The following is a 24,172-nucleotide window of genomic DNA, read 5'->3' on the forward strand; positions in this document are numbered from 1 at the left end:
TGCGCCGCGACGGGTAAAGAAGACAGGCAAGTCATTTAGAGAACGTAGGGCATCAGGGACAGCGCCGCTATGAAGTTCTACCGACGCAGCTCGCCGGTACTGCGATCACATATGCTGACCTCGAGTGAGAAGATGGTCGACATGCCTGTCTTGACGTCTGTTGTCCAACCAGGAGCGCGGGAAGAGGCAATCCGGATGGGTAGGGGTTCGATGAGTGAACGGTTCGTAGTGTCCCGGCGACGTACTGGCTTCGGTGATTGTCTATGGTCATTGGCAGCAGCCTGGCGATTTGCAAAGCAGACCGGACGTACGCTGGCGATCGATTGGCGAGGCTCTTGCTATCTCGATGAACCATTCACCAATGCCTTTCCAGTATTCTTCGAACCGGTTGAAAACATTGACGGCGTGCGGGTCATTTGCGACGACGACCTCAATCGACGTTCCTTTCCGGGGCCGTTCTTTCCGGCATGGTGGAACAAGCCGCCTATCGATTGCGTCTATCGCCCGGACGAGCAGATCTTTCGGGAGCGCGACGAGCTCGATCAACTGTTCCGGAGCGATAGAGATAGTGACGCTGCCACGGTTGTGTGTGATGCCTGTCTGATGTGGCGTTGCGATCAAGACGCGGAGCGTGAGATCTTTCGGAGTATCAAGCCGCGACCTGAGATTCGGGCTCGGATTGATGCAATCTACCGCGAGCAGTTCGAGCCTTATAGCGTCATCGGTGTTCATGTCCGTCACGGCAACGGCGAGGATATTATGGGGCATGCTCCTTACTGGGCGGACACGGAGCGCGCCTTGCGGCAGGTCTGTAATGCTATCCAAAGGGCCAAGGCTTTACGGCACGAAAAACCTGTGAGGGCCTTTCTGTGCACGGACAGCGCGCTCGTCCTCCAATGGATTTCGAAGAGAATTCCTGATGTTTTTGCGATCCCAAAGCAGTTCCAGACGGCCCAGGCTGGCCCATTGCATAACGGCGCCTTCGGAGCCGAGGGAGGCGTTTCTGCCCTGATTGAAATGTATCTCTTGGCACGCTGCGACACAGTGATCCGGTTCCCCCCAACCAGCGCCTTCACGCGCTATGCCCGTCTTTTTGCTCCGCGCATTATAGAATTCGATTTAAATGACCCGAGCGAGTTGATCCTAATTGAAGGCAACTAGCAAGAACTCGTGGCGTCATGAAGGTCGTAACTCGCTTATTTGACCTGATTGCCACTCTTTGTATCCAGGAGTTCTGCCAATTCTTGTCCGTGCGACAATCGTCTGCCCAACGTGATGTTGCCATGGAGGGCCAGCTGAAGACGGAACGAACTGGTGGACAAACCCCGTTCGCTGAGAGGCAAGGTCGACAATAACTGTCCTGAAGCCCTGCGAAGCGCAAAAACAGATGGAACGCGGCTTCGTCGCTTCCGGCGCGCCATAGATCCATCCTATGCGCGTGCGCGGATGAGATATTCGTATGCTAGTTCGGGGGAACCAGCGCGGCCCGGGATTTCACAGTGGCTCAGAGCTGGGCGCGACAAGTGGGAATTGATCGCTGATGAATCTAACGTGCGGGGCCGGCACGTCAGCTTTAGAGGAACTTCAAAAACTGATCTGGCCCGCTATCACACGCGATCCTCACGTCGACGAGAGGATCGCCGAGCCCCTACCTAACTCGATTACACGATCACGAAAGTGAATGCGGCTCGCCGCTTTGTCATGAAGCAGGCGAGTGCGCCCGCGAGCTTACATGGCGGATGCACCATTGCTGTCACAAAGCGCACCCTCCGCTGTCCTAAATCCGCCAAGTATTCCGCGCGCGCGACATTAGGACGCAAAACTGAGATGAATTACGTGCACCGCAGTGGCGTAAATCCTGCTACGCGTTCGCCGACGGAACAGTAGAGGAGGCGGCTGTGGGTCTCGATCTGCCAAATGACAATCTGATCCGAGACCTGCCGCCCGAAGCACATTTGGGTCGCCGCGTTCTGGCCGATCAAACGCATGCTGATGGTAGAGCACGGAAGACGATGTTGCTCACCGGGGCGTCGCGCGGAATTGGGCACGCCACCGCAAAGCTATTCGCGGATGCGGGATGGCGCATCATTTCTTGCGCGCGTCAACCGTTTGATGGTGAGCGATGCCCCTGGGAAGCGGGAACCGAGGATCATCTCCAGATCGATCTTAGCGATCATCGAGTTCTGCCGCGCGCGATCTCCGAGATCAAGGAACGCTTGGCCGGTGCGCCCCTGCACGCGCTTGTGAACAATGCCGGTGTCTCGCCGAAAACGCCGAGTGGTGATCGGATGTCGTCGTTGACCACGTCAACCGAGACCTGGATGAGGGTGTTTCATCTTAATCTGGTGGCTCCAATCCTGCTGGCGCGGGGGTTATTTGACGAGCTAAGAGCCGGGTCAGGATCAGTCGTGAACGTGACGTCAATCGCGGGCTCGCGTGTGCACCCCTTCGCCGGCAGCGCTTATGCAACCTCAAAAGCAGCGCTTGCGAGCCTCACGCGCGAGCTTGCTCATGATTATGCGCCGTTTGGTATCCGCGTGAATGCGATCGCTCCCGGCGAAATCAAGACCGACATGCTGTCCCCAGACACGGAAGCTCATCTCGTGCCAAGTATCCCGCTGCGTAGAGTGGGGACACCGGAGGAAGTTGCAAAGGTCGTCTTCTTCCTGTGCTCGGATGCGGCGAGTTATGTCACAGGGGCCGAGGTGCCGATCAATGGCGGGCAGCATCTGTGAAGCGGACGCTTTGACGATGTAGCTGAAGTGGCTGTATCGTCACCTTTGTTTTCCGCTGACGATGCGCCCGCCTATCTGCAAAAAGTGAAGCGAAGGCACACCGGAAAGTTACCGTCGTGCCATGAAAAGATGTCACGTTTCTATGTCATCTCGTCGACACTTGGCGCTAGCTCGAGAGAGACATGAAAAACTTCGCTCGCCAATCCGAACATGACTCCATGGAGGATAATCAAGATAACGGAGAACGGCTCATGCTGCATATCCCTTCATCAAGCGAAAGAACCCCCTCGCAACCAGAGCCAGAGGATAGGGCTTCAGGGGAGCTGCCGCACGAGGGCGCGTTGACCGGCCTCTTTGAAATATCGAAGATACTCAACGGTACTGGTAGACTTGACGTTACGTTTGCCGACGTCGTTAACTCGCTACAATCGTTCATCCAGATGCGGCACGGTATCGTCTGGCTGTTTGGCCATGAAGGGCCGGAAATTCAGGTAGGTACCGGTTGGAGTGAGGGCGACGAATGCTACCGGCCTTGCTTGCCGCGGAATGCAGTAGACCAGATCGTAGCGACAGATAGGCCTCTCATTGTTGAGAACGTAGCTGCCGCGCCGGCCTTCAGCGCCGCCGACCGGGAGCTTCTCGGCGTCTCAGATATCATGAACGTATCGTTCATCGGAGTTCCGATCCACATTGGTCCCAGGGTCGTTGGCGTGTTGACGATAGATCGTGCCCAGAACGATAGCTCAAGTGTCCGGCTCGAGTACGATGCCCGGCTGCTCGCTATGGTCGCCAACCTGATGGGACAAGCCGTCGACTCACATCGCTTGTTCGAGCGCGGTCGCCAAGCGCCCCTAGCTGAGAACGAGCTGCGAGACAATCAGAGGGTTAACTTCGGGCTGCCAAGTCGCGAGCGCAAGAAGCCTCACACACACGGTATCATTGGCGACAGTGCTGCCCTGATCGGGCTGCTTGAGAAGATCGAGGTCGTAGCCAAATCGAACAGCACGGTTCTGCTGCGCGGCGAATCTGGTACCGGCAAGGAGCTCGTCGCCAAGGCCATTCACGAATCCTCGTCCCGCGCTAAGCGACCATTCGTTAAGCTGAATTGCGCGGCGCTTCCTGAGACGGTCCTGGAATCGGAATTGTTTGGGCATGAGAAGGGTGCGTTTACCGGTGCGGTCAGTTCGCGCAAGGGGCGCTTCGAGCTGGCCGACAAAGGGACACTGTTTCTTGACGAAATCGGCGAGATTTCGGCGCCTTTCCAGGCGAAACTACTGCGCGTTCTGCAAGAACAAGAGTTCGAGCGCGTTGGCAGCAATCATACGATTAAGGTCGACGTTCGGATTATAGCTGCGACCAACAAAAACCTGGAGGAGGCCGTGGCAAGGAGCGAGTTTCGCGCGGACCTCTACTATCGGGTCAGCGTAGTTCCTTTGTTGTTGCCGCCGCTGCGCGAAAGACGCAGTGATATTCCGCTGCTTGCCAGGGAGTTCCTCAGAAAGTTCAACAGCGAGAACGGCCGTACGCTCTCCCTTGAGGCAAGTGCGATTGATGTACTGATGAATTGCGGCTTTCCCGGAAATGTCCGTGAACTCGAGAACTGTATCGAGCGAACCGCCACACTCTGTGCCGGATCATCGATTGTGGCAAGTGACTTTGCATGCCGCCAAGGGGAGTGTCTTTCCTCGACACTCTGGAAAGGTACATCGGATGACAAGACAGACCAACCGGCATCCATTCAACCGATGCCTGCAAGGTCCGTCATTCCGCTGGACCAAACGGCCTTTCCGACGCAATCCGTTAGTGAGCTGACCTCGCTAGCTCCGGCCGGCACAGCTCTCGTTGGTGGCGCGAGGATGGCCGATCGCGAGCGGGTCATTGCGGCGATGGAAAGATCTGGCTGGGTTCAGGCCAAGGCAGCGCGGCTACTCGGACTAACCCCGCGCCAAATTGGCTACGCCCTGCGGAAATACGGGATCGAGATAAAGCGGTTCTGAACGATCACATTGACCTACGATTACTGCCACCGACCATGAGGGTAGTGGCCGGGTTGCGGCGACGACCCCGCGTGAGCTGCGAACCGGGCCCGAAGGTGATAGCGGCGGTCATCAAGCGGGCGGTCCGTTTTTTGCGTCGCTCGGCCGACGAGCCGTACGATACATCGCTGTCGGAGCCCCGACCTCTGTCAGCATTCGTTCGTCATGAGGAGCATAGAGCGGCGCACACTCGGGTATGAGCCGTTAATCGCCGGCCGAGTACAAAGGCAGGGCGCAATGGTACAACACTTGCTACTCTCCTCGCAGCTATGCCGCTTTGGGAGCAATACCGTGCACAATGTCGTCTGTATCAAACAGGTTCCGGACTCGGCACAGATCCGTGTCCATCCGGTGACGAATACAATCATGCGTCAGGGCGTGCCGACCATCATCAACCCTTATGACCTCTTCGCGCTCGAGGCAGCGCTGGAGCTCCGCGACCGGTTCGGCGGCGAATTAACCGTGCTTACTATGGGACCCCCATCGGCAGAAGACTCGTTGCGAAAAGCGCTGACGTTTGGAGCCGATCGCGCCGTCCTACTCACCGATCGCTGCTTTGCCGGCTCCGACACGCTGGCCACAACGTATGCACTTGCAACCGCGATCCGGAAAATCGGCAAGCAATATGGCCCGACAAACCTCATTTTCACGGGAAAGCAGACCATCGACGGCGATACTGCGCAGGTGGGGCCAGGCATAGCAAAGCGACTGGGCGTGGTGCAGCTGACTTATGTTGCCAAGATCAAATCCTTAGACCTCGCCGCTCAGGTAATTGAAGCCGAACGACGCTCCGAGGGTGGTGTGCAGATATTGCATACGAAATTGCCCTGCCTCATCACAATGCTTGAGGCCACAAATCAGATTCGGCGGGGCGCGATGACGGATGCCTTGCGTGCCGCGCGTGCCCAAATCGTAAAATGGACGGCGCAAGACGCCGGTATCGAAGAGATCTCCAAATGCGGGCTCAAGGGCTCGCCGACTGTCGTCAAGCGTGTCTTCGCTCCCTCCGCGCGGGGTGAAAGGGCTGTAGTGGTTGAGGCTGCTGAGCAACCGGCGCAGGCGCTGATAGATGCAATCTTCACGCATCAACCCAAACTCGAAGCCGATCTTGCGACACTTGCTCGCGAAGCTCGGTCTGGAGACCCTCGGTGAGGTAGGTGAAGAACATGCAAAGGATGTATTCACGCCGCATATGTCTCGAGGGGAGCGCACGACATGCAGCGACGCATGTCGACCTGTGTTCGACCGATCACGCTACGGGCACAGTCGAGACCCGGCGTTGCTCTCAGATTGTCGTGACACGAGCTAGCACGGCCGTTCGGCCGCGCTCGAGATCGTGGAAAGCCCTTGCTTCTTGCCACTAGCGAAGCAATCACGTCGTGAGACCAGGCGCGGCACTGGCGCAGGCGACGTCAGGCCAGACTGAGTGCGCAGCGAAGTGTCCATCATGACCGGCGAGCGTTAGTGGGACCCGACGACTGGCGAATTGGAATCCGAGCGGATCCCACCGGTTCATTGTTCAACGCGTTGGCTTCGCCGCGCACGATCAGAATTCAGAATGCCGTCGTCTGCCATCGCGGAGGAGCCCGCGAAAAGGACCGGCCTCCAAAGTAACCGCATTCATAGGCCCCTCAAGCCAATGAACTCAGGCCGGTTAAAAGTTGGTCCGGACGAAGTCGCTTCGTCAAAGACCGTTCGATTCTAACTGAAGAGGCCCAATGACAACTCAAGCATCTCGTTTGCCACCGGATCAGACGTCGAAGCTATCCTGCGAGTACTTGACCGAGCACGTGCGATTTGTCTTCGGCCCACATCCGTTCGCCGTGTCGATGTCGGAGGATCAGGTAGCCAGCCTGCTACCCGAATACCTGGCGATGTCACAGGCGTTCCCCTACCTGCTCGCGGGGTCGCAAAGGGAGCTCATATTCGATGCAATTCGTCTCAATCGGGATATTGCGAGAGATATTGAACTGACCAGCGTGGTCGCGAATTTCATCTGTTGGGATGAGACCGGCGGTCATGGAAGAATTCTGAAGGGCGGCAAAGCCGCGCTACCGGATATTTTGTCGACAGAAAGCTTTCACTCGAACCTCTTGAGAAAGGATGCCTCGCAGCTACTCGGCAAAGCTATACTGCCCAACTATAGCGCCAGGACCGCGCGGTACTTGCATTCCCTCTATGCCGGATTGTCCTCGAACGATGCCCTGGTGCGCTGCGCCCACATGGTGGCGTTTGAGCTCCATGCTGCGGAGATGATCCAGTCGCTTTGGATCAGCCTGGCCTGTACCTTTAAGGCGCGGCCAGACGATCTTGAATATTTCAGCGGCCATGTCGGCGGAGAAGATCCCGCGGAGAAGTACCACGGGGAAATGACTGGCCGGCTGACTGGTGAACTCGTGCAGCCTAACCGTCGTGATCGCTTTTTGCACGAATTCCAACGAGCCTACGGGCTCAGCGTCCAGTGGTGCCGCGATCTTCTTGTACCTGCCCCGCGCAGGGGTGATGATCACCCCGAAATCCTGCATCATGGCCGTTGCCATTGCGGGTCTATCAAGTTCCACGTAAGTGCGCCGCGAGAAATCTCGGCAGTGCGATGCAATTGCTCAATTTGCCAGATGTCTGGATTTGTCCACTTGCTCGTATCTGCCGATAAGCTCCACATCGAGTGCGGTGAGGAATTCCTCACTACTTACCAGTTTAACAAGAACATTGCTCGGCACACGTTTTGCCGACTTTGTGGTGTAAAGCCGTTCTACAGGCCGAGGTCGAACCCCTCCGGGTTCAGCATAAATATTCGATGCCTGGATAGAAAGACGATGGAGCGCATAAGAATTACTGAGTTCGACGGTGAGCATTGGGAGCAAGCATTCGCGTCGATGCACCAGGACCCCCAAACATGCTTTGAAGATCAAGGAGTGAGTTCGGATGGCACGCGCAATGACCGATAAATCCCGTCTGCTTTCAGAAGAGGTTCTGACAAAGTATCGCATAGAGCTGTTGGTAAAGGGGACGGTCGTGATCGCCCCGCAGATATTGTTCACCCAGGAGGAGTTGATCAAGATCGACCGGCTTCAGGCTGAACTCCAAGAAGAAGAAGTACGCGAGGGAGATGCCGGCGACTTTCACAGCGTCTTTGTCAAGCGCGTTCGCTTGGATCCGCCTGGCCAAACGCCCCGGAACGTGAGTGCTACAGCTTCAGGGCAGATTATGGAGCTACTTGAAAGGAAAGACCGTAGCTTCGCGCTCAAAAAGATAATCGGAGCAGCCTCAGATTACGTGATTCGTCGATGCCAAATACACCGCCTGCCGCCAGGGTCCTTTGTCGGCATCCATTTGGATGCGGAGAGTGATCCAGATTTTGAATACGCGGTCATTGTGCAACTTGCGAGAGATTTCGAGGGCGGCGAATTTGTGGTGTATCCAACGGGGTACGAGCAGCACGTATTTCGTCCTCCGTTTGGCGCCGTGCTCGTCACAACCTGCAAGGTCCGGCATGAAGTAAAGCCGGTCTCAAGCGGGGAGCGCCGCTCCCTCGTGTACTTCTGTTCAAAACGCAGTGGCCCGAACCGCCGGATTATCGAAAGGTCCACCGCTCAGCCATGAAGTGGCACGCCTGATATGCTTCTCCGAGTGGTGGGGGCGAGCTCTCAGGAATCTAATGGCTCACCTTGTCGTCAGATGTCCTCCTGCAAGTCGGAGACACCTCCGCACGGATGCTATACTATGATCGACCCATAGGCAGGCACCACGCACCCATGCGACAAGTGAGCTCCGTGATTGTAGCAATCTCTGTTGCGGTGTGAAACAGCGACGCGCCAGCGGCTGCGCGAGAAATGTTCGCGCGGCGAAAGAATTGAGCGGGCGACGATCTGATTGCTAAGACGTCAACAGCTTGTGCTGGTGATCGCGCGCGGCAGATCTGTCGGACGCAATCACCACGCACTCGACAGTGCCGGCGTCTTCGTCGGCGGCAAGCGGGATCACGCCTTCTTTACGGGTGCGGTCGAATAGTAGTCCTTCTTTGACGAAGCGATCAAGCGCCGCTTGGAAGGATGCTGATCGCACATCTCTCACAGACAGGATAACGTTGCGACCGGAATAATCGAAGCCTAGCAGCCGGGTGGCAATGTTGTGCAACACCGAGCCGCCGCCCCAACGACCGTTTGCTTCATTGAACAGCAATCGGCCGTCTTTTGCAAAGATCGCGTCAATGTTGATCATTCCGCGATATCCGAGGTCTCGCGCTACTGCCACAAATCGGTAAGCATGCGCCTGGGCGGTCAACCACTGCTCGTTCTTCAGGTCGCTTGGAAGCTCAAGCCCAGTCCAAATCAGAGCTCTCTCGGATCGATCTGTACTCTTGCGTAGGCGTATGCTTCCACTATTGATGAAGACGATTGAAGCATCATCCTGGATTGCATACTCGAGATAGAACAACGATCGGGCTAAATGGTACGATTCCACAACCAGCGTCTTACACGATGCTGTTGTCATCTCGGACCAAAGTGCTTTGGGATCAAACGATGGCCACGACGTCCAGCGAGTATCTCTGGCTCCAGGTAACGGATCGCTCTTATTGCTGGTCAAGATCACATTTCCTACGCCACCAGCGCCGTTATCCAACTTGACAATGACCATGCCGGTCTCGAACCTGAGGGAGGTGATTGCATTTGATAGACCATGTGGGTCAGTGGCGACTGATCCTTGAGGGAGCGGAAGTGCGGCGCTTGTTGCTAGTTGACGGAAGTGGCTCTTCCGATTCAACAGATCAGGCCCGCGCTGCAAAGCGAAGTCGTCGCCGGTCTTAGGTATGCCTAGCCTGGCTGCCAGGCGCGCGACGCCTTCCGTAGAGTAACAGGGATATAGCCGCCAGGCCGAGTTTTGAGGAGTATGCCTTTCAATCCGCTCCACAATAGTCTTGGACAGCAACGTACAATCGTCGAGAATGGCTGGTTGACGGGTCGTGGGTACAATCAAGTGAAGGCTCGATGCATCGAAATTGAGCGTCGCTCCAATGAAGGATAGTAGAGTTGCCGGGATCTCTACCGGTGAGACTAGCAAGTCACCCTCCTGAGCAAACCACGCTGAGCGATATGCCGAGTTGGCAGCGAGCGAGAGTTGGGCTTTTGTTAGATGGGCCCCCGACATCTGAGGCGTACCGGCATTCATGATCAAAATCCGCGGCATTCGCGACCTCCGGGCATCTGGACGTGTTCAAGATGGGACCGCCAGGGTAACCATGATAGCCTTGCCGTGGCGTTGTGAAGCTCTGAGAAAGAGGGAGTCCGTGGCGCCGCGTTGCCACCAAAGTTTAGCGGGAGAGAACGGCGCATGTGCGATCTGCCGATGTCAATTGATAGCTGGGTCGCCTGGCGGGCCGCTCGCAAAAGCGCTGATTGTTACCTGGCACGGTGTTCAGAATGGTCTGGGTGACATGATCCAGCGCCGCGCGCGCCGTTGCCAAACATATGCAATCAACGCTTCCCGCTCACTCCTCGCTGCCAGGACTTGATCACTTAGGCGCCCAGGACTTCTTCCCGGCGTGGTCTGTCGCCGCTGCGCGAGAGGTGTGGTCATCCTCAGGAATGCAGCGCCACATGGTCCCTCCGGACACGTATTGACCTCCTCGTCTGTTTAGCAGAGCAGTCCCTGGCAGCCATATCGTTCGCATCCGAAGTGAAGAGCGCTCCAAAACGAAGTGCGAACTCCAACGATGCAAATTGCAACTCCTCGTCCAGCCCTCTCGAACGGTCTGATATTGGAGTTGACGAGCAAGTGCGGCGATGGGTCTGCCGATCTGACCAGCTGAGGCATTCGAAGTCCTTCACACCCTGATAGATGCTACTCTCAAGAGGGTACGAACTAACGCTACGTCAGATTCAACCCCCCTTTTGGCGAGGAACCTGGCCAAGCTCATGCTCGCCGCAAAGGGCAGCCCATGGGGATCGCAAGTATTCAGCGCCGCCTGAGCGATTGCGGCTTCGCTGTGGAAGCCCTTGTTCAGCGACGCGGCAAATGCGCCGGCGACGCCCAGAGCAAGGCGGTCGCCGACTTCCGGCAAAGTGTACCGTTGCTCAACAGGCGTATGCCGGCTTGCGTTCGAAGATTACTCTGACAGAGCCGGGGACATGCGGCACGGCGCGATGGCAATCGCAGCCTTCGCTGAATCAGAAAGCAGCTCAAAACCCGGCTTGACCGCAAGCATGTCACGGGGGATGTGGGTAAAGCGAGACACCGGTCTAACAAATTCTGGGCGTGTAGAGCCGGCATCACGGAACTAATTGGCTCTCAGGAGGACACGCTGTTTTGCTTCCAGAAGATGCCCATCCAGCGTCTCGTGCAGCGCTCGCCGCAACTCTGGCGGGATCGAGCTATCTGTATCGATCAATTCCCGAAATTTCCGAATGATGTGTTCTATTGTTGCGATGGTTCCAAGTGCTTCCATCTTCTGCCAGGGCATTCTCGGTTGTCTCCTTGCGCTTTGGGCGCTCCGTCGCGGGACCTCACCTCAGCAATCGGGGCTCCGCGCCCTCCAGTCGAACCAGGCTGGGCTATTAGGCCGCGCCCTCGGTGTGATTATTTTGACCAGGGCTTACGAAGGCCAGGCTGCCGCGAGTTCGGAAGTGACCCCATTTGCGGCTGCGATATCTTGCGCGCGTAAGTGGCACAGTTGATCGCAATGATGCAGCATCAGCCCGGCTGTTAGGCGTTAGAAACCGCTCTCAAGCGATTCAGGCGAGCGGCTGCAGCGCCGCGATCAATCGATTCTCGTCCAAGCGCCACGCCTTCCCGCAGGTTCGAGGCTCGCCCGGCCACCACCAATGCCGCCGCAGCGTTCAGAAGCGCAGCATCACGAAAAGGACCGGGCATGCCATCAAGCACGTTCTGCAACGAAATGGCGTGGCTCTCGGCATCGCAGCTTTCCAGTGCGCCGGCACGGTACCGCGGGAGCCCGGCTGCTTCCGGCGTTACGTCGAAAGTGCGGACTGTACCGGCCTCAACTGCGGCAACAAAACTTGTGTTGCTGAGGGATATTTCATCGAGCCCGTTCGAGCCATGAACAACCCATACTGAATCGGCGCCAAGGTTCTTCAAAACGTACGCCAGAGGCTGCACCCATTCAGGAGTAAACACTCCAAGGACCTGCCGTTTAACCCCGGCGGGATTGGAGAGAGCCTCGATCAGATTGAACATGGTCTGGGTTCCAAGTACGCCTCGGATCTGGCTGATGCGCTGCATCGCGGGATAGTCAGCCGAGGCGAACATAAAACCAATGTCGGCTTCACGCACACATCGCGCAATAGCGTCAGGACTAAGATCGACCTTTACGCCCAGGCGTGCGAGCACGTCGGCAGTGCTGGATCTCAAAGAAATGGCGCGGTTGACATTCTTAGCAACGGGAACACCGAGCCCAGCGACGATGAAGGAAGCGCAGGTTAATACGTTGAGCGAACGCATGGCGGTGTCGCTCGTGCCAGCAATATCGATAGCGCCGCATGGCGTGTCCACCTTTGGCATTACATTCCGTATTGCGGATGCAGCACCGGTAACTTCTTCGATAGTCTCGCCACGAACCCTCATCCCGACCAACAAGCCGCCGATTTGCGAGGGAGTTGCGTCGCCCGACATCATGCTGTCGAACGCCGACGCAGCCTCTTCACGCGTCAGAGTAGCGCCGGTGGCAACTTTGGCGATGATCGACTTCAGCGGTTCCATGGAATGTTATAAGTTCCTATGTTCAATCCAGCCCCGTCCGCCAGCCAAGCGAAGGCGCAGCCGAGTGCTCTGATATTCGCACTCGCGAAACCGCACCGATCTCGATGGCCCGTAGGATGGACGTGGTCATTGCGGGCGACGCTACAACCTGACGCCACGTGAGGGTCAAGTTCTCTCCATCGACGGCGCCGTCGAGAGGACACCGCAGTTAGTCAGAGCTCCGCTGTTACCCGATGCCCAACAACTGCTTTGTCACGGCCGTGTGGTGGAGATGCTTGAACGGTACCGCAGGGCGTCTGGCTTTCGGGCCTGCCATCGCTGCAAGCTGAGCGCTTGTTCCTCACGTACCCCGTCGATCCTGACTGGATTCGATGCTGAGCTCGGAGCTCTGCGAAATCAAGAGACCAGCTCTAAACATCCTGCGGTACGGCCCTCTCGGAGCAATAGACGCGTCCCCGTGGCCTACTCGCCTGATCGGTGAGCTGTTCGCCGAACTCGGGCAACGTTCTGTGCGCCGTGCTGGAGGACTTTTGGACTCGGACGGGGCTATGGCATTTTCACTTCGTTCCGTTGCTTTTTCTGCCGACGTCCCGCCCGGAGATCACGTAGCGACATTTCGGACTGAGACCGTCTTGGTTGGATATCAGGCAGGCCGAGATGGCGGTGCGATTGGGTATCAGACGACTACACAGCCGGAACACGTCATCCATGCAAGCGTGCGTCTCTTCTGAGGTTGGAGGTCGATCACCCGCACCAACCGGTGCGAGCATTGCAGCTATCATTGCGGCGCCGACAGCGATGGTGCGGCAATACGCTCTGAGGCGAGAGGCCAAGGAAGGTGGTTGTATTCGGATCATAACGTACTTTCGAATTGGTCGAGCATTTTCGTTTTCGCGCTGAGCGCCATTAGCCGCAAAACGGAGAGGTCGATCTGCTTAACGAAGCGGGACCGGCGAAGCTCGTTGCTTCAGGCTTGCGGTTGTCAGTTCATAGAGCTCGACATTTGTCCGGCGTGACAGACGCGGCACCTTCCGTGGCCGGTCCAGCAACCATATGGCCAGCAACAGCCCTGGGTGAACTGTGTATGATGATGTTTGGCACTCTATAAGGCGGCCCAGGCGAGCGAAGATGCTTGAGCCGTTTGTGATCCTCCGGGCATCTTAGACATATCTCGAATATTGGAGTGATCCCCGACTTGTCCAGGACCGTACAATCTGACGCTACGTTCGATTCAAGTCACATAGTGTGTCGACGGTCTGAAGCTATCGTGCGGTCTGTGGATTGCGAGCGCCGCCTGCGGTGCGTACTCAGCCAGTTCTTACTACTGACTGTAGCCTCGGACTGACTACTTCGGTCGCCGGGCCCCACACGCGTCGCCGCTACGTGATGATACGGAGCCTCGGTGTCGCAATTCGTTGATCTACAGAGTGCATGCTCTTGGCATGAATACGAAGAGTAAACTCTACCAAACCGAACATTGGCGAAGCCGCGCGGAAGCAACGCGAAAGAAGGCGGCTGCGCTCGTTGAGGGAAAAGCCAAGGACAGGCTTCTCAAGATTGCCTTGGAATACGAAAAGTTGGCGTGGCGCGCCCAGGTGTGGCAGATGCGCAGGAGCGAGGACGAGGCATGGCCCGAGCGAGAGCTTTAGAGCGTTGCTCAGAGGGGCCTAAGCCAGTTGCCCTATGCTCGGTGCGAGCGCGGGTCACATATTCGTCAGCAAGCAAGCCAATAGCTGCACGAGGCGTACACGGAGCCATGAGGTGAGGTGGCGCGACTGTCGTATCCCGCGGGTGAAAGCAGAGGCCACCAGCCTCCCGATTTGGCCCTTCAGGCCACCTTGATTCCGCAGCTTCTCGAAAGCCAGATTTTCCAAATTCAAAAGTTCGAGCGCTGGTTCACACGTGCACTCAAACCCTTTGAAGCGGGAATGCCATCCCGGACGCTAAGCTGCCAAGTAGCACGTTAGCGCTGCATGGCTCTCCGTGTCGATAATTCAAGCATGCGTCAACATTGCCGCGCGCCACCGGAGCAACAATGACTATCAAGGTGCAGTGCGGAGTCCGCGCCGGCATCGGCTTGTTAGCGGCCGTTCGGCTTTGACATGGGGTGTCCTTGTAGCCGCTCGCTGCTATGCGGGAGGGTTTCTCAGAAGTAGGCTGCGATGAGCCAACAGAGACCGGCCCAGAGCAGCGCGTTTATGAGCAGTGCGGCTAAAAGGCCCCAGTTCCACTTCCTCTGCACGTGCCGGGAGCGACGATAGGCGTCTAAATGCGTGATCGTCGAGGGCTTTGTTGCGCGCCATTGTGGCATTTCATCTCGCTGGGCGCCGGCCAAACCATAAATGCCAAGCTTTGCGTGCCTCCTATCACCCATAGGTTTGCAGTCCTCTTTTCATAAGAGAGTGTTGGAACCGATATTCGTTGCGCGGCGAGCATTCGGCCGGTTGATTGGCCGGATGTCTTCGGTACGGCGAGGTCGGATCTGAGAACAGCAAGCGACGTGCCACCAGCTCGAACGGTCGTCAGCGCGCTTATGAGGTGGGTTGCCACACGGAGCTGCTGCGCGATGTAGGGCTCGCGACACGCCTGTCGTCAACATGACGGGCATTGGCGGCAACGGGTGAGCGGCTCGCAAACGACATACCGTAGACAAGACGCTGGGGGCAGCATCTTGCTCGCGAAAAATCGGCTGATACTCCCCTTGCGATCGATGAAATCAACTAATCATTGTACCTGACCGCTAGCTTACGACCGAGATAGTAGGCGAGCCCACAGACCTATTAGTTCGGAGAAAGCTCACGCCAAGAGGCTGCGTTTAACTGCAACCCGATTTCGGCATAAAACTGAATCAGTTTCACATAAATGGCGCATTAGGCCTGTTCAGCCCTGCCGAGGCGGTCATGATTGGTCAGCCGATTTCTCGGGAAGCGGCAGTATCGCGCCGAGCAGACTGCAGTCACCATCGATGAATCATTAGATGTAGATGACCGAGGGGAAAAAAGAGGGCATGCCACGACGAAGGCTAATTAACTGAAGACGAGGTGACGCCCAGAGCCGCTCATTTCGTGTCGGGTAGGGTCGCTTGGTGAGCGATCAACGCGACCTGGATTGGTACGACCTTCTGTACCTTGGGCTGAATGGTGGATTACAACAGTGGCGAGAGATGCAAATGGCCAGAGGACCCGTCGAGTAGATCATGCACCGCCCATGCACGGGCAACCAGTGTCCAAGGGGCCGGTTTCGAGCATTAGGGGATTAGTAGAGGAAAGTGAGATGATGGACATCTGCGGCTTTTGGCGATGGTACACTATAGATTGGTTTTGGAAGGCTGCGCCGAGAACCGAGCAGCTTGACTTATGGCGAGACAACGTCATCTACGTAGACTTCAGGGCGATCCGAGAGGCAAAGGAGCAGGCGTGCGAGCGCAGATAATTGGCAAGCTGGAAGCCGGCCGCGTTATAGAAGGTCGCTTCGCTACTGCTCCAGGGTCCGGCCCTGGCGGTCTGTTCTTTGTGCAGGGGCCTTGCGGGTGTGAACTCAAGATAAGTGCATTTGCCCGTCCTGGCTGGGAGCACGTGGCTGTTTCAACCCCGCGGCGTTGTCCGAACTGGGATGAGATGTGCTTTGTCAAAGACTTGTTCTGGGATGAAGAAGAGTGCGTCATGCAGCTGCATCCGCCACATTCGCAGTACGTGAATAACAGCCGATATTGCCTTCACATGTGGAGACCCACCTACCGAGACATTCCGATGCCGTCCCCGAGCTATGTAGGAGTCGTCGGACTAAGTCCTGCAGACGCGGCATCGCTATTCGCGCGGATGAGAGCGACAGCATGATAAAAGCGCAGGTGAGCCCAGCCGGGAGAGGAAGCACTGGTGCGGTGCTCACCTACCGCGACGTCCACGTTGTGTGTTCGAGCGCCTGTTGCAGGGGTACGGGCGGGGCCTGAAGTAGAATGATGTCGAGCAGAATAACGGGCGCAAGTTTGACCAAGAACTGTATCCAGGTTGCAAACCTAAGGGTCCGCAATGTCACAATCTTGCGCTTCGTGACTGGGTCGCTAGCCCGCGGCCGCATCCGAGCTTCTGGCCACGGGTGTTGGAACAAGCAATCCCTGTTGGATACGTCAGCGTTCTTCTGCTTACCCAGTGGTCAGCTCGCCGTCAGCTAGCCGCGATATCATTCTGTGGCGTGGTGTAGCTCAGTGCGCGCCTCTCTAAAAAACTTACCCTGAAAGAAGCAGGCGAACCGGCATGCACAATCGAGTGAGTGGCCAATTTACACAGCCTAATCAAGCCGAGGAGCCAAGCTGGCACGCAAACAGTAGCGAATTCGTGCAAACCCTTAATGGTTTGGCTTGGCGGAAGGGTCTGGTGTCTGAGGAATCGTCAGACAGAATGGGTCTCTGCTGTAGCAAGCCACATACCTCAGATGGAAATGTTCACAGTTCAGGTACTTCGCCCTCTAGCACCTATTCTCTGTCCTCAAGTTCAGGCACATCCTCTGCAACCAGCCCTGTCCGGCCTCTGTTCGATTACAGGACTGCTGAATTGCCCGGGGCCAATGTCAGCGGAATCTGCGTTGGGTTGGCAGCGGAATGGCTCCTTAATCTCCCAAGCAGCCCTTCAACCCGCATGAGGGCCTTGCATCCGGGCACTGAAAATCATCGATCGGCGGCAACGCGACAGCAGCGTTATGAAGAGCTCAAGAGACTTTTACAAAACGAGCGTGCGGAAGGGTCTCTCAATTTGCAAGCGAAAAGCTCTATGTTGCGGGAAGCCGGTCTGGAGCCCTCCACCGGTCAGACGCGATATAGGTTCGGTACATCGGGGCGCACCGCCCGAATCGCAAACAAGCTCACCAACGATCCGTCAGTCTATCTGGTCGGCCTGCGTTTTTCTGGACGTGGCGCACATACAATTGCGACGTCCACTTCGGATGGAATGACGACCCTCTTTGATCCTAACCATGGGGAATTTACTGTGCGATCAGAGCAGATGGGTAGGTTGCTTGAAAGCCTAGCCGAGCGTTACAGCAGCTTAAATGGACTTAATATATCCAATGTGGTCACACAGAGGGTGACGTGAGGGGGCAGCTTGCAACGGATCTTACCGGATGCCCCGCTCGCAGAGGCTCATCGCTCAATGCGAACGGCTTACACGCCGAGCTCACTTCCTGAGAGCTAACCAAATGACATAATTTTAAGACCATCGCCTGGCCTTGGGCATCTGATCCCGCTCTCGCGCCGGAAGGAGCGCGGGCGCGTCTCGGCGGCGGTCGGACTGGATGGATCTGTTTCTGCCGCGCCGACCCTATTGGTTGAAGTTAGCGGAAACGTGACTCGGCGCCGAAATCCCCACGCATACTCGGGGCTAGCGCTGTCCCTACCACGTGCCGCTAACTTCAATATCAATTTATACCGACTAGCTTTCGAAAAGCTGACGGGCCAACGCGGTCCATTCAGGAAAGGCGGCCTGCAGGCTCCCCCTGTCTGACCTAGCGGACGACTCACAGGTTCGAGGACCACAGACCCGCTTTCAAGAGGTCTTGTTAGCCGGATGTGCCCGCATGCCCGCGAGAAGGGCCAGCAGGGTGCAAAAGCGCCAGGCTATCGATCTTGGAGCGAGCGGCCAAGCCAGTAGCGAAGTTTCGCCGCACGCACAGGACCACCATTATGAATGACGTCCGACATGCGCGACGTCAGACGTACTGCACCAACTTAAGGTAATCGTCTGTCAGAACGGGTGAGCGAATAGAGCAAGCCGCTTCGTCAAGAAAGGTGGCTAGTCTCCGATTGGCCCGGCTGCAGGTTTCGACGGACTGTCGTGCCGGCGCCCGAGTGCGGAGAGATGCTATTTCAGAACTGACTAGGTCGGCGGCGGCCGTGGCGCAATCTGAGGCCGAGAAGCAATGAGCAGACATGATAGCCTTTGCCAGTCCCAATGTGGTGAGCCAACCCGCATAGATCAGTACGGCGCCGTCAGCCTCGTTGAGTCCGGAGAGCTCATCGATTACAGCAGCATGGATTGATGGCGCTCCAATCGACTGAAACAGATCGGCTATCTCGTGGCGCGTGGCCTTTGAGAGGAGGCAGCGGCCGAGATGGGATAGGAGCGCCTCAGTCGGACCTTCGAAGATGCGGAGGATGCGAGCGTCTCGGTAAATTTTCGCCAGGGGCGTTCCCTCGTCGTAGCCGCGGCCGCCCAGCAACTGAACGCATTGATCGGCCACAAGGCCGCACCACTCTGAGGACAAAACCTTCGTCGCCGACGCAAGGTGGATGTTTGGCCCGCTGTGAGTTGAAATAGGCCGGCAGGACGCAGCCAGCATCGCCTTCACTACTTCCCGCCGCAGCACCATCTGTCCAAATAGCTGCTCGATGTAACTGTTCTCGATCATGCGCGCCTTACCTAGCCGGCGCTGATTTGCATAAGAGGCCGCGACCTGAATTGCGCGCTCAAGGGCTCCAAGACCCATAGCAGCTACCCCGATACGACCACGGTTCATGCTCGATGTCGCGGCACCCCAGCCGTCTTGATCGCGAGAGAGCACGTAGGAACGCGGCAGTTCGACGTCCTCGAACTCCAGTGTATTCTGAATAATGCCACGTAGACCGAGCGTGCGATGCTCGTGCGTCACCTTTAGGCCTGGAGCCTGCCTGTCAACGAGTACACCGACAAGCCGACCTTTGGCATCGTTCGGTCCTGACGCGCGCGCAAAGCAAACAATCCAGCGAGCCCAATCAGCGAGCCCGATCCAGATTTTGCGACCGGAGATACGAACAGTATTTTCCTGGATGAAAGCGGAAGCCTTTATATGTCTCGGGGCAGAGCCAGCGCCAGGTTCGGTCAAGGCGAAAGCGCAGAGATCGCCACGTGTTGCACCCAGAATGATAGGGCCTTGTTCGGGTATGTGCGGTGCCGCTTCGATGCAGGGTAAGGCGAGGAAATTATGGATAACGAGGGTCGATGCCGCTGAGACATCAAACGATGCCGTGGCGGAGATGAGGTCGATGGCCTCGTGCAAAGGGAGAGCCAATCCACCGTGCTCTCTTGATGCGGTGAGCCCGAACAGTCCATGCCTTGCCAACATGCTATGTAGGGTTGGAGGGAATGCGCGGCGATCATCCGCATCTGCGAAATTCAACTGACTGAGGTCAGAAGTCAAACTGGAGTATAGTGCGGTTGCACGACCTTCAGCTGAACGTTCCTCGGTCTCCTGAAATTGAGCGTGAACTTGGGTGTACATCGGCATAACGCCATAATCATCCCGATCACGTTTCCTGCCAATTCATCCGAGGGGCTGGCTTCGCTACACATTGGTATACTGTGAATGAAAGCTAGTATAGGCTTGGTTAAGTGGGTCGAAAGTCAACAGGCTGAGCCGAGCTTTTGCGCGTCAAGCAAGGCAGCTTAAAGAGTCAAAATGGGTATTGATCACTTCATCATCGTACCGCCGCTCCCACCATCGCCGACTGATTGGTACAGGAGAATTTCGTCGGGTCCGGCCGCCGCGAAGGAAAAGCCAATGACCTTATCTTCCCGGATGGCAAGGGCCCCGGAGGCGGCTCCATGCAAAAAGCCCTGGCGTCTGCCAGGGCTTTGGTTGTCGTGGAAAGTTTAGGAATGTGGATCAAAAATCCATGCCGCCCATGCCTGGGCCCGCAGGAAGCGCTGGACCAGGCGTGGCTCTCTTCGGCAACTCGGCAACCATCGCTTCCGTTGTGATCAGCAGCCCGGCCACGGAGGATGCGTTCTGGACAGCAATGCGCACGACCTTGGTGGGGTCAATGATACCTTTGGAGAGGAGATTGCTATACTCGCCCGCCTGCGCATCGAAGCCAAAAGAGTACTGCTCGTTATCGAGCACCTTGCCCACCACGATCGAACCGTCTTCGCCGGCGTTGATCGCGATTTGACGTGACGGCCAGGACAGTGCTTTCCGTACAATTTCTACGCCTGTCTTCTGGTCGTCGTTCTTGGTCCGCAGGCCCTTGAGCTGCTCGGCTGCACGGAGCAGGGCGACGCCGCCGCCCGGGACAATGCCTTCCTCAATCGCCGCGCGGGTCGCATGCATCGCGTCATCAACGCGGTCCTTGCGCTCCTTCACCTCGACCTCGGTCGCGCCGCCGACGCGGATCACCGCGACGCCCCCAGCGAGCTTGGCCAGACGCTCCTGGAGCTTCTCACGGTCGTAGTCCGAGGTGCTTTCCTCGATCTGCGCCTTGATCTGGGCCACGCGCGCCTCGATGTCGGCCTTCTTGCCGGCGCCGTTGACGATCGTGGTGTTCTCCTTGTCGATCATCACCTTTTTGGCGCGACCGAGCATGTTGAGCGTGACGTTCTCGAGCTTAATGCCGAGATCTTCCGAGATCGCCTGGCCGTCGGTCAGGACTGCGATGTCCTGCAGCATGGCCTTGCGGCGATCGCCGAAGCCCGGAGCCTTGACGGCCGCGACCTTCAGACCACCGCGCAGACGGTTCACGACCAGGGTCGCGAGCGCTTCACCTTCGACGTCTTCGGCGACGATAACCAGCGGCTTGCCGGTCTGCACGACGGCCTCGAGCAGCGGCAGCAGCTCGTTCAGCGAGGAGAGCTTCTTCTCGTTGATGAGGATGTAGGCGTCGTCCATCTCAACGCGCATTTTGTCGGCGTTGGTGACGAAGTAGGGCGAGATGTAGCCGCGGTCGAACTGCATGCCCTCGACGACGTCGAGCTCGGTCTCGAGCGACTTGGCTTCCTCGACGGTGATGACACCCTCGTTGCCGACTTTCTTCACAGCGTCGGCGAGAAACTTGCCGATCTCGGCATCACCGTTGGCAGAAATTGTGCCGACCTGGGCGATCTCGTCGTTGGAGGTTACCTTCTTGGAGTTCTTCTGCAGGTCCGCAACCACGGCTTCGACTGCGAGGTCGATACCGCGCTTAAGGTCCATCGGGTTCATGCCAGCGGCAACCGATTTGGCACCTTCACGCACGATTGCGGCCGCAAGGACGGTCGCCGTCGTGGTGCCGTCGCCGGCAGCGTCCGCGGCCTTCGAAGCCACCTCGCGCACCATCTGCGCGCCCATGTTCTCAAATTTGTCGTCGAGTTCGATGTCTTTTGCAACCGCAACGCCGTCCTTGGTAATACGCGGTGCGCCGAACGACTTGTCGAGCACGACATTGCGGCCCTTTGGACCAAGCGTGACTTGGACGGCGCTGGCGAGAATGTCGACGCCGCGCAGCATACGATCCCGCGCATCTACTCCGAACTTGACTTCTTTGGCTGTCATAGAGAATTCCCTGAGTTCCTACTAGTTCATCCTATAGCGCGTTCGGAGGGCTCTCCTCCGAGGGCGAGCCCAGTATTAGGCGACCTTCTTCTTGGAGAACACATCGGTGAGAACGCCCAACACGTCGCTCTCCTTCATGATCAGCAGATCATGGCCGTCGATCTTGACTTCGGTGCCGGACCATTTGCCAAACAGCACCCGGTCACCGACTTCGATATCGATCGGAATTAGCTTTCCGTTCTCATTTCGTCCGCCCGGGCCGACTGCAATAACTTCGCCTTGCGAGGGCTTTTCTTTGGCTGTGTCCGGAATAATGATACCACCAGCCGTCTTCTCGTCGGCGTCGATGCGCTTAACCACGATGCGGTCGTGAAGTGGTCGGAAATTCATAGAGGTCTCCTGAGCGTTTGGACGATTTGAAGATGGACACAATGTGACCGACCCGATTACAGCAAGAGTCAGACCACAAACGAGCTTGGCGGTTTAGCAATGCAGTTCTGCTGAAGCCTCGCCCGGCGTAGGCGCGACTTTGTCCGGAAACAAACATGCTGGCGCGCATAGTCCGCTCGGCCGTTGTGAAAGTGACATTGCGTCCTCAAAACACCTGTATCGATCCCGCGGATACGTCAATATCCCGCCGCGAGCGTTAGGCGACTAAAATGCAGCGGCGTTTAATATCTGTCTCAAGAATGCGCTTGACGCCGCGGCGCCGCCGTCTTGCAGCAGTGATCGGCGCATTGTGGGTCGAGAAGCCTTGTCGAAGAGCGGCTCGTCGAATCTGCCCCAGCTCAGTGCGTGCAGATGCAGCGATCTCGAGAGAATGCAACTCGGGTTCCTGTAAGAAGTTGGTTTTCAATCAGATTGCGATCGAATTGTACTTGTCGATGTCCTGTCGCGGTCGCCCAAAGCTTGTTGAATGGATGGGCGCTTGCGCACATCGACGGCACAGAAAAAGGCACAGTTTGCTTGCGTGCCGCAATGAGTGCACCGGGCTTTCACGAGTTCATTCCGCACAGGTGGCTACGAGAAAAGGGGCGGCAGGAGCTACTTGCAAATCCCGTCTGCTGATTTGAGGTGGTGAGCAACACTCGGCAGAGCGCATTTCCCGCAATGGTCATTGAGATGATCGGTTGAATCTGTCGATGACGGCCGTTCGGTACGCCGGAATAAACCGACCGGTTACTTTCAACCGAAGGCCGGCTGTCGGCAACTTGAAAGAGGTAAGGCTGATCTGCCTCACTGAGGACGCATCTTCGACTGCGTTCGAGAACTGCGCCGCTAGGTTGCTTGAGGGCACCTCAAATACCTATTGTAGACAATGGAAACCGGCAGCTAAATGAAAGTTTATACCTTAATATACGTTGTTCAGAAGCTTTTGGCGTGTGAATGGGCTTCGAAGTTGAACTTGATCTGATCTCCGCGCACCATGGAAAAGCAGCTGTGTCGTCCGTAGAAGTACATGAGCACATTGTCTCCCTTCTTCAGAAACCGAACCCCGTCATCCTTGATATCGGATGCAATGACGGGACTGATACGCAAAAGTTTCTCGAGCTATGCCCGCAACCCGAGCTCTATTGCTTTGAACCGGATCCCCGAGCGATTGCTCGATTCAAGAAGAATCTGGGCCCATCCCTCGATAGGGTGACGTTGCTTGAAATCGCTATCAGTGATCGAAACGGGACGATCGACTTTCACCCATGCAACGCTGACGGGGATGCAAGAGATTGGGACCTATCAGGCTCAATCCGCCGTCCAAAGAACCATCTTACCGAGTATGAATGGGTCCGGTTTGATAATCCGGTCTCGGTTGAAACACGGCGGCTGGATGACTGGTGCAGCGAAGCCAACTTGGACGATGTCGACCTTATCTGGATGGACGTTCAAGGTGCCGAAGCCGACGTCATCGCCGGCGGCATGCGGACCTTGAGCAACACGCGATTCATCTACACCGAATATAGTGACCGCGAGCTCTACGAAGGACAGTTGACCCTGCAAGCAATTCTCGACTTGTTGCCATCATTTGAAGTGGCGTCACACTATCCGCGCGCGGTGGAAGGCGATGTATTGCTCAAAAATATGCGTGGCTAGCGCCTTCTCCAGCGAGAGCCGCATTCATTGGGGACCTGACTAGCAGAATTACGTGGGGCTGCACCACACGATCGTCGAGGCAAGCAGATGTCGTGGTGGGATATGAAGAGTGCAGCGTCAGGCAGCCTTGAGCCTGTACGTAGCCAGCCGGTCCATCGGGAGCGCTATGGCGATCTTCAGCTCCACGCGACCCAGAGAGAGTGGACCTGGGGCGACCGGGCCAAAAACCGAATGGCTGATCCAACGGCAAGGCGTTGGCGCTCACACACGTCAGTTCCGATTTACCGACAGTCGCTACGATTTCAGGCAGATCTCGCCGAGCCT

General features: G+C 57.0%; 14 protein-coding genes. 8 read left to right on the forward strand and 6 right to left on the reverse strand.

The window, feature by feature from the left end; genetic code table 11:
* The first annotated feature begins 69 nt into the window (after nt 1–69).
* The 6 genes from GGD61_RS24060 (at nt 70) to GGD61_RS24085 (ending at nt 8,374) form a co-directional block, all read left to right on the forward strand.
* Nucleotides 70–1,161, forward strand: coding sequence for a nodulation protein NodZ (locus GGD61_RS24060; protein WP_283814547.1), 1,092 nt, complete (start codon nt 70–72; stop codon nt 1,159–1,161).
* 737 nt (nt 1,162–1,898) lie between these two features.
* On the forward strand, nt 1,899–2,735 hold the full coding sequence (locus GGD61_RS24065; protein ID WP_183231261.1) for an SDR family NAD(P)-dependent oxidoreductase: 837 nt from the start codon (nt 1,899–1,901) through the stop codon (nt 2,733–2,735).
* A 251-nt stretch (nt 2,736–2,986) separates the two neighbouring features.
* Nucleotides 2,987–4,732 (forward strand): nif-specific transcriptional activator NifA, encoded by a 1,746-nt coding sequence (nifA, locus tag GGD61_RS24070; protein ID WP_409362470.1) that lies wholly within the window; start codon nt 2,987–2,989, stop codon nt 4,730–4,732.
* A gap of 330 nt (nt 4,733–5,062) precedes the next feature.
* Complete coding sequence (locus tag GGD61_RS24075; RefSeq protein ID WP_183231263.1) at nt 5,063–5,923, forward strand: electron transfer flavoprotein subunit beta/FixA family protein; 861 nt, start codon at nt 5,063–5,065, stop codon at nt 5,921–5,923.
* 566 nt (nt 5,924–6,489) lie between these two features.
* A complete protein-coding gene (locus GGD61_RS24080; protein ID WP_246785992.1) occupies nt 6,490–7,719 on the forward strand; it encodes a GFA family protein in 1,230 nt (409 codons plus the stop codon).
* Nucleotides 7,709–8,374, forward strand: coding sequence for a 2OG-Fe(II) oxygenase (locus GGD61_RS24085; protein WP_246785993.1), 666 nt, complete (start codon nt 7,709–7,711; stop codon nt 8,372–8,374). The genes GGD61_RS24080 and GGD61_RS24085 overlap by 11 nt, the downstream gene beginning before the upstream one ends.
* Before the next feature lie 273 nt (nt 8,375–8,647).
* Here GGD61_RS24085 and GGD61_RS24090 read toward each other — a convergent pair whose 3' ends face one another.
* The 3 genes from GGD61_RS24090 to trpD form a co-directional block, all read right to left on the reverse strand.
* Nucleotides 8,648–9,958, reverse strand: a complete 1,311-nt coding sequence (locus GGD61_RS24090) for a peptide ligase PGM1-related protein (RefSeq protein WP_183231265.1) — start codon at nt 9,956–9,958, stop codon at nt 8,648–8,650.
* Nucleotides 9,959–11,048: 1,090 nt separating this feature from the next.
* A complete protein-coding gene (locus GGD61_RS24095) occupies nt 11,049–11,231 on the reverse strand; it encodes a hypothetical protein (RefSeq protein WP_183231266.1) in 183 nt (60 codons plus the stop codon).
* Between the two features lie 242 nt (nt 11,232–11,473).
* Nucleotides 11,474–12,487, reverse strand: coding sequence for an anthranilate phosphoribosyltransferase (gene trpD, locus GGD61_RS24100; RefSeq protein WP_183231267.1), 1,014 nt, complete (start codon nt 12,485–12,487; stop codon nt 11,474–11,476).
* A 4,397-nt stretch (nt 12,488–16,884) separates the two neighbouring features.
* On the opposite strand from trpD, the gene GGD61_RS24105 reads away from it, so the two are divergent.
* Nucleotides 16,885–17,574: a YopT-type cysteine protease domain-containing protein gene (locus GGD61_RS24105; RefSeq protein WP_246786017.1), complete on the forward strand. Its 690-nt coding sequence runs from the start codon at nt 16,885–16,887 to the stop codon at nt 17,572–17,574.
* A gap of 613 nt (nt 17,575–18,187) precedes the next feature.
* Here the strand turns inward: GGD61_RS24105 and GGD61_RS24110 are convergent.
* The 3 genes from GGD61_RS24110 to GGD61_RS24120 all read right to left on the reverse strand — a co-directional run bounded on the left by GGD61_RS24110 (nt 18,188) and on the right by GGD61_RS24120 (nt 22,150).
* Nucleotides 18,188–19,735 carry an acyl-CoA dehydrogenase family protein gene (locus GGD61_RS24110; protein ID WP_183231269.1) on the reverse strand — a complete coding sequence of 516 codons (1,548 nt, stop codon included), beginning with the start codon at nt 19,733–19,735 and terminating at the stop codon, nt 18,188–18,190.
* 384 nt (nt 19,736–20,119) lie between these two features.
* Complete coding sequence (gene groL / locus GGD61_RS24115) at nt 20,120–21,760, reverse strand: chaperonin GroEL (protein WP_183231270.1); 1,641 nt, start codon at nt 21,758–21,760, stop codon at nt 20,120–20,122.
* A 75-nt stretch (nt 21,761–21,835) separates the two neighbouring features.
* Nucleotides 21,836–22,150 carry a co-chaperone GroES gene (locus tag GGD61_RS24120; protein ID WP_183231271.1) on the reverse strand — a complete coding sequence of 105 codons (315 nt, stop codon included), beginning with the start codon at nt 22,148–22,150 and terminating at the stop codon, nt 21,836–21,838.
* A 1,050-nt stretch (nt 22,151–23,200) separates the two neighbouring features.
* Here GGD61_RS24120 and GGD61_RS24125 point away from each other — a divergent pair.
* Nucleotides 23,201–23,848 carry an FkbM family methyltransferase gene (locus GGD61_RS24125; protein ID WP_183231370.1) on the forward strand — a complete coding sequence of 216 codons (648 nt, stop codon included), beginning with the start codon at nt 23,201–23,203 and terminating at the stop codon, nt 23,846–23,848.
* Nucleotides 23,849–24,172: the final 324 nt, after the last annotated feature.

Source organism: Bradyrhizobium sp. SBR1B (assembly GCF_014198205.1).
Lineage (GTDB): Bacteria > Pseudomonadota > Alphaproteobacteria > Rhizobiales > Xanthobacteraceae > Bradyrhizobium.

What these genes read in the sequence shown, in the direction of transcription:
- GGD61_RS24060 (WP_283814547.1), top strand. Translation starts at nt 70, where the DNA reads ATGAAGTTCTACCGACGCAGCTCGCCGGTACTGCGATCACATATGCTG.
- nifA (WP_409362470.1), top strand. Translation starts at nt 2,987, where the DNA reads ATGCTGCATATCCCTTCATCAAGCGAAAGAACCCCCTCGCAACCAGAG.
- GGD61_RS24080 (WP_246785992.1), top strand. Translation starts at nt 6,490, where the DNA reads ATGACAACTCAAGCATCTCGTTTGCCACCGGATCAGACGTCGAAGCTA.
- GGD61_RS24085 (WP_246785993.1), top strand. Translation starts at nt 7,709, where the DNA reads ATGACCGATAAATCCCGTCTGCTTTCAGAAGAGGTTCTGACAAAGTAT.
- GGD61_RS24090 (WP_183231265.1), bottom strand. Translation starts at nt 9,958, where the DNA reads ATGCCGCGGATTTTGATCATGAATGCCGGTACGCCTCAGATGTCGGGG.
- GGD61_RS24095 (WP_183231266.1), bottom strand. Translation starts at nt 11,231, where the DNA reads ATGCCCTGGCAGAAGATGGAAGCACTTGGAACCATCGCAACAATAGAA.
- trpD (WP_183231267.1), bottom strand. Translation starts at nt 12,487, where the DNA reads ATGGAACCGCTGAAGTCGATCATCGCCAAAGTTGCCACCGGCGCTACT.
- GGD61_RS24105 (WP_246786017.1), top strand. Translation starts at nt 16,885, where the DNA reads ATGGGTCTCTGCTGTAGCAAGCCACATACCTCAGATGGAAATGTTCAC.
- GGD61_RS24110 (WP_183231269.1), bottom strand. Translation starts at nt 19,735, where the DNA reads ATGTACACCCAAGTTCACGCTCAATTTCAGGAGACCGAGGAACGTTCA.
- groL (WP_183231270.1), bottom strand. Translation starts at nt 21,760, where the DNA reads ATGACAGCCAAAGAAGTCAAGTTCGGAGTAGATGCGCGGGATCGTATG.
- GGD61_RS24120 (WP_183231271.1), bottom strand. Translation starts at nt 22,150, where the DNA reads ATGAATTTCCGACCACTTCACGACCGCATCGTGGTTAAGCGCATCGAC.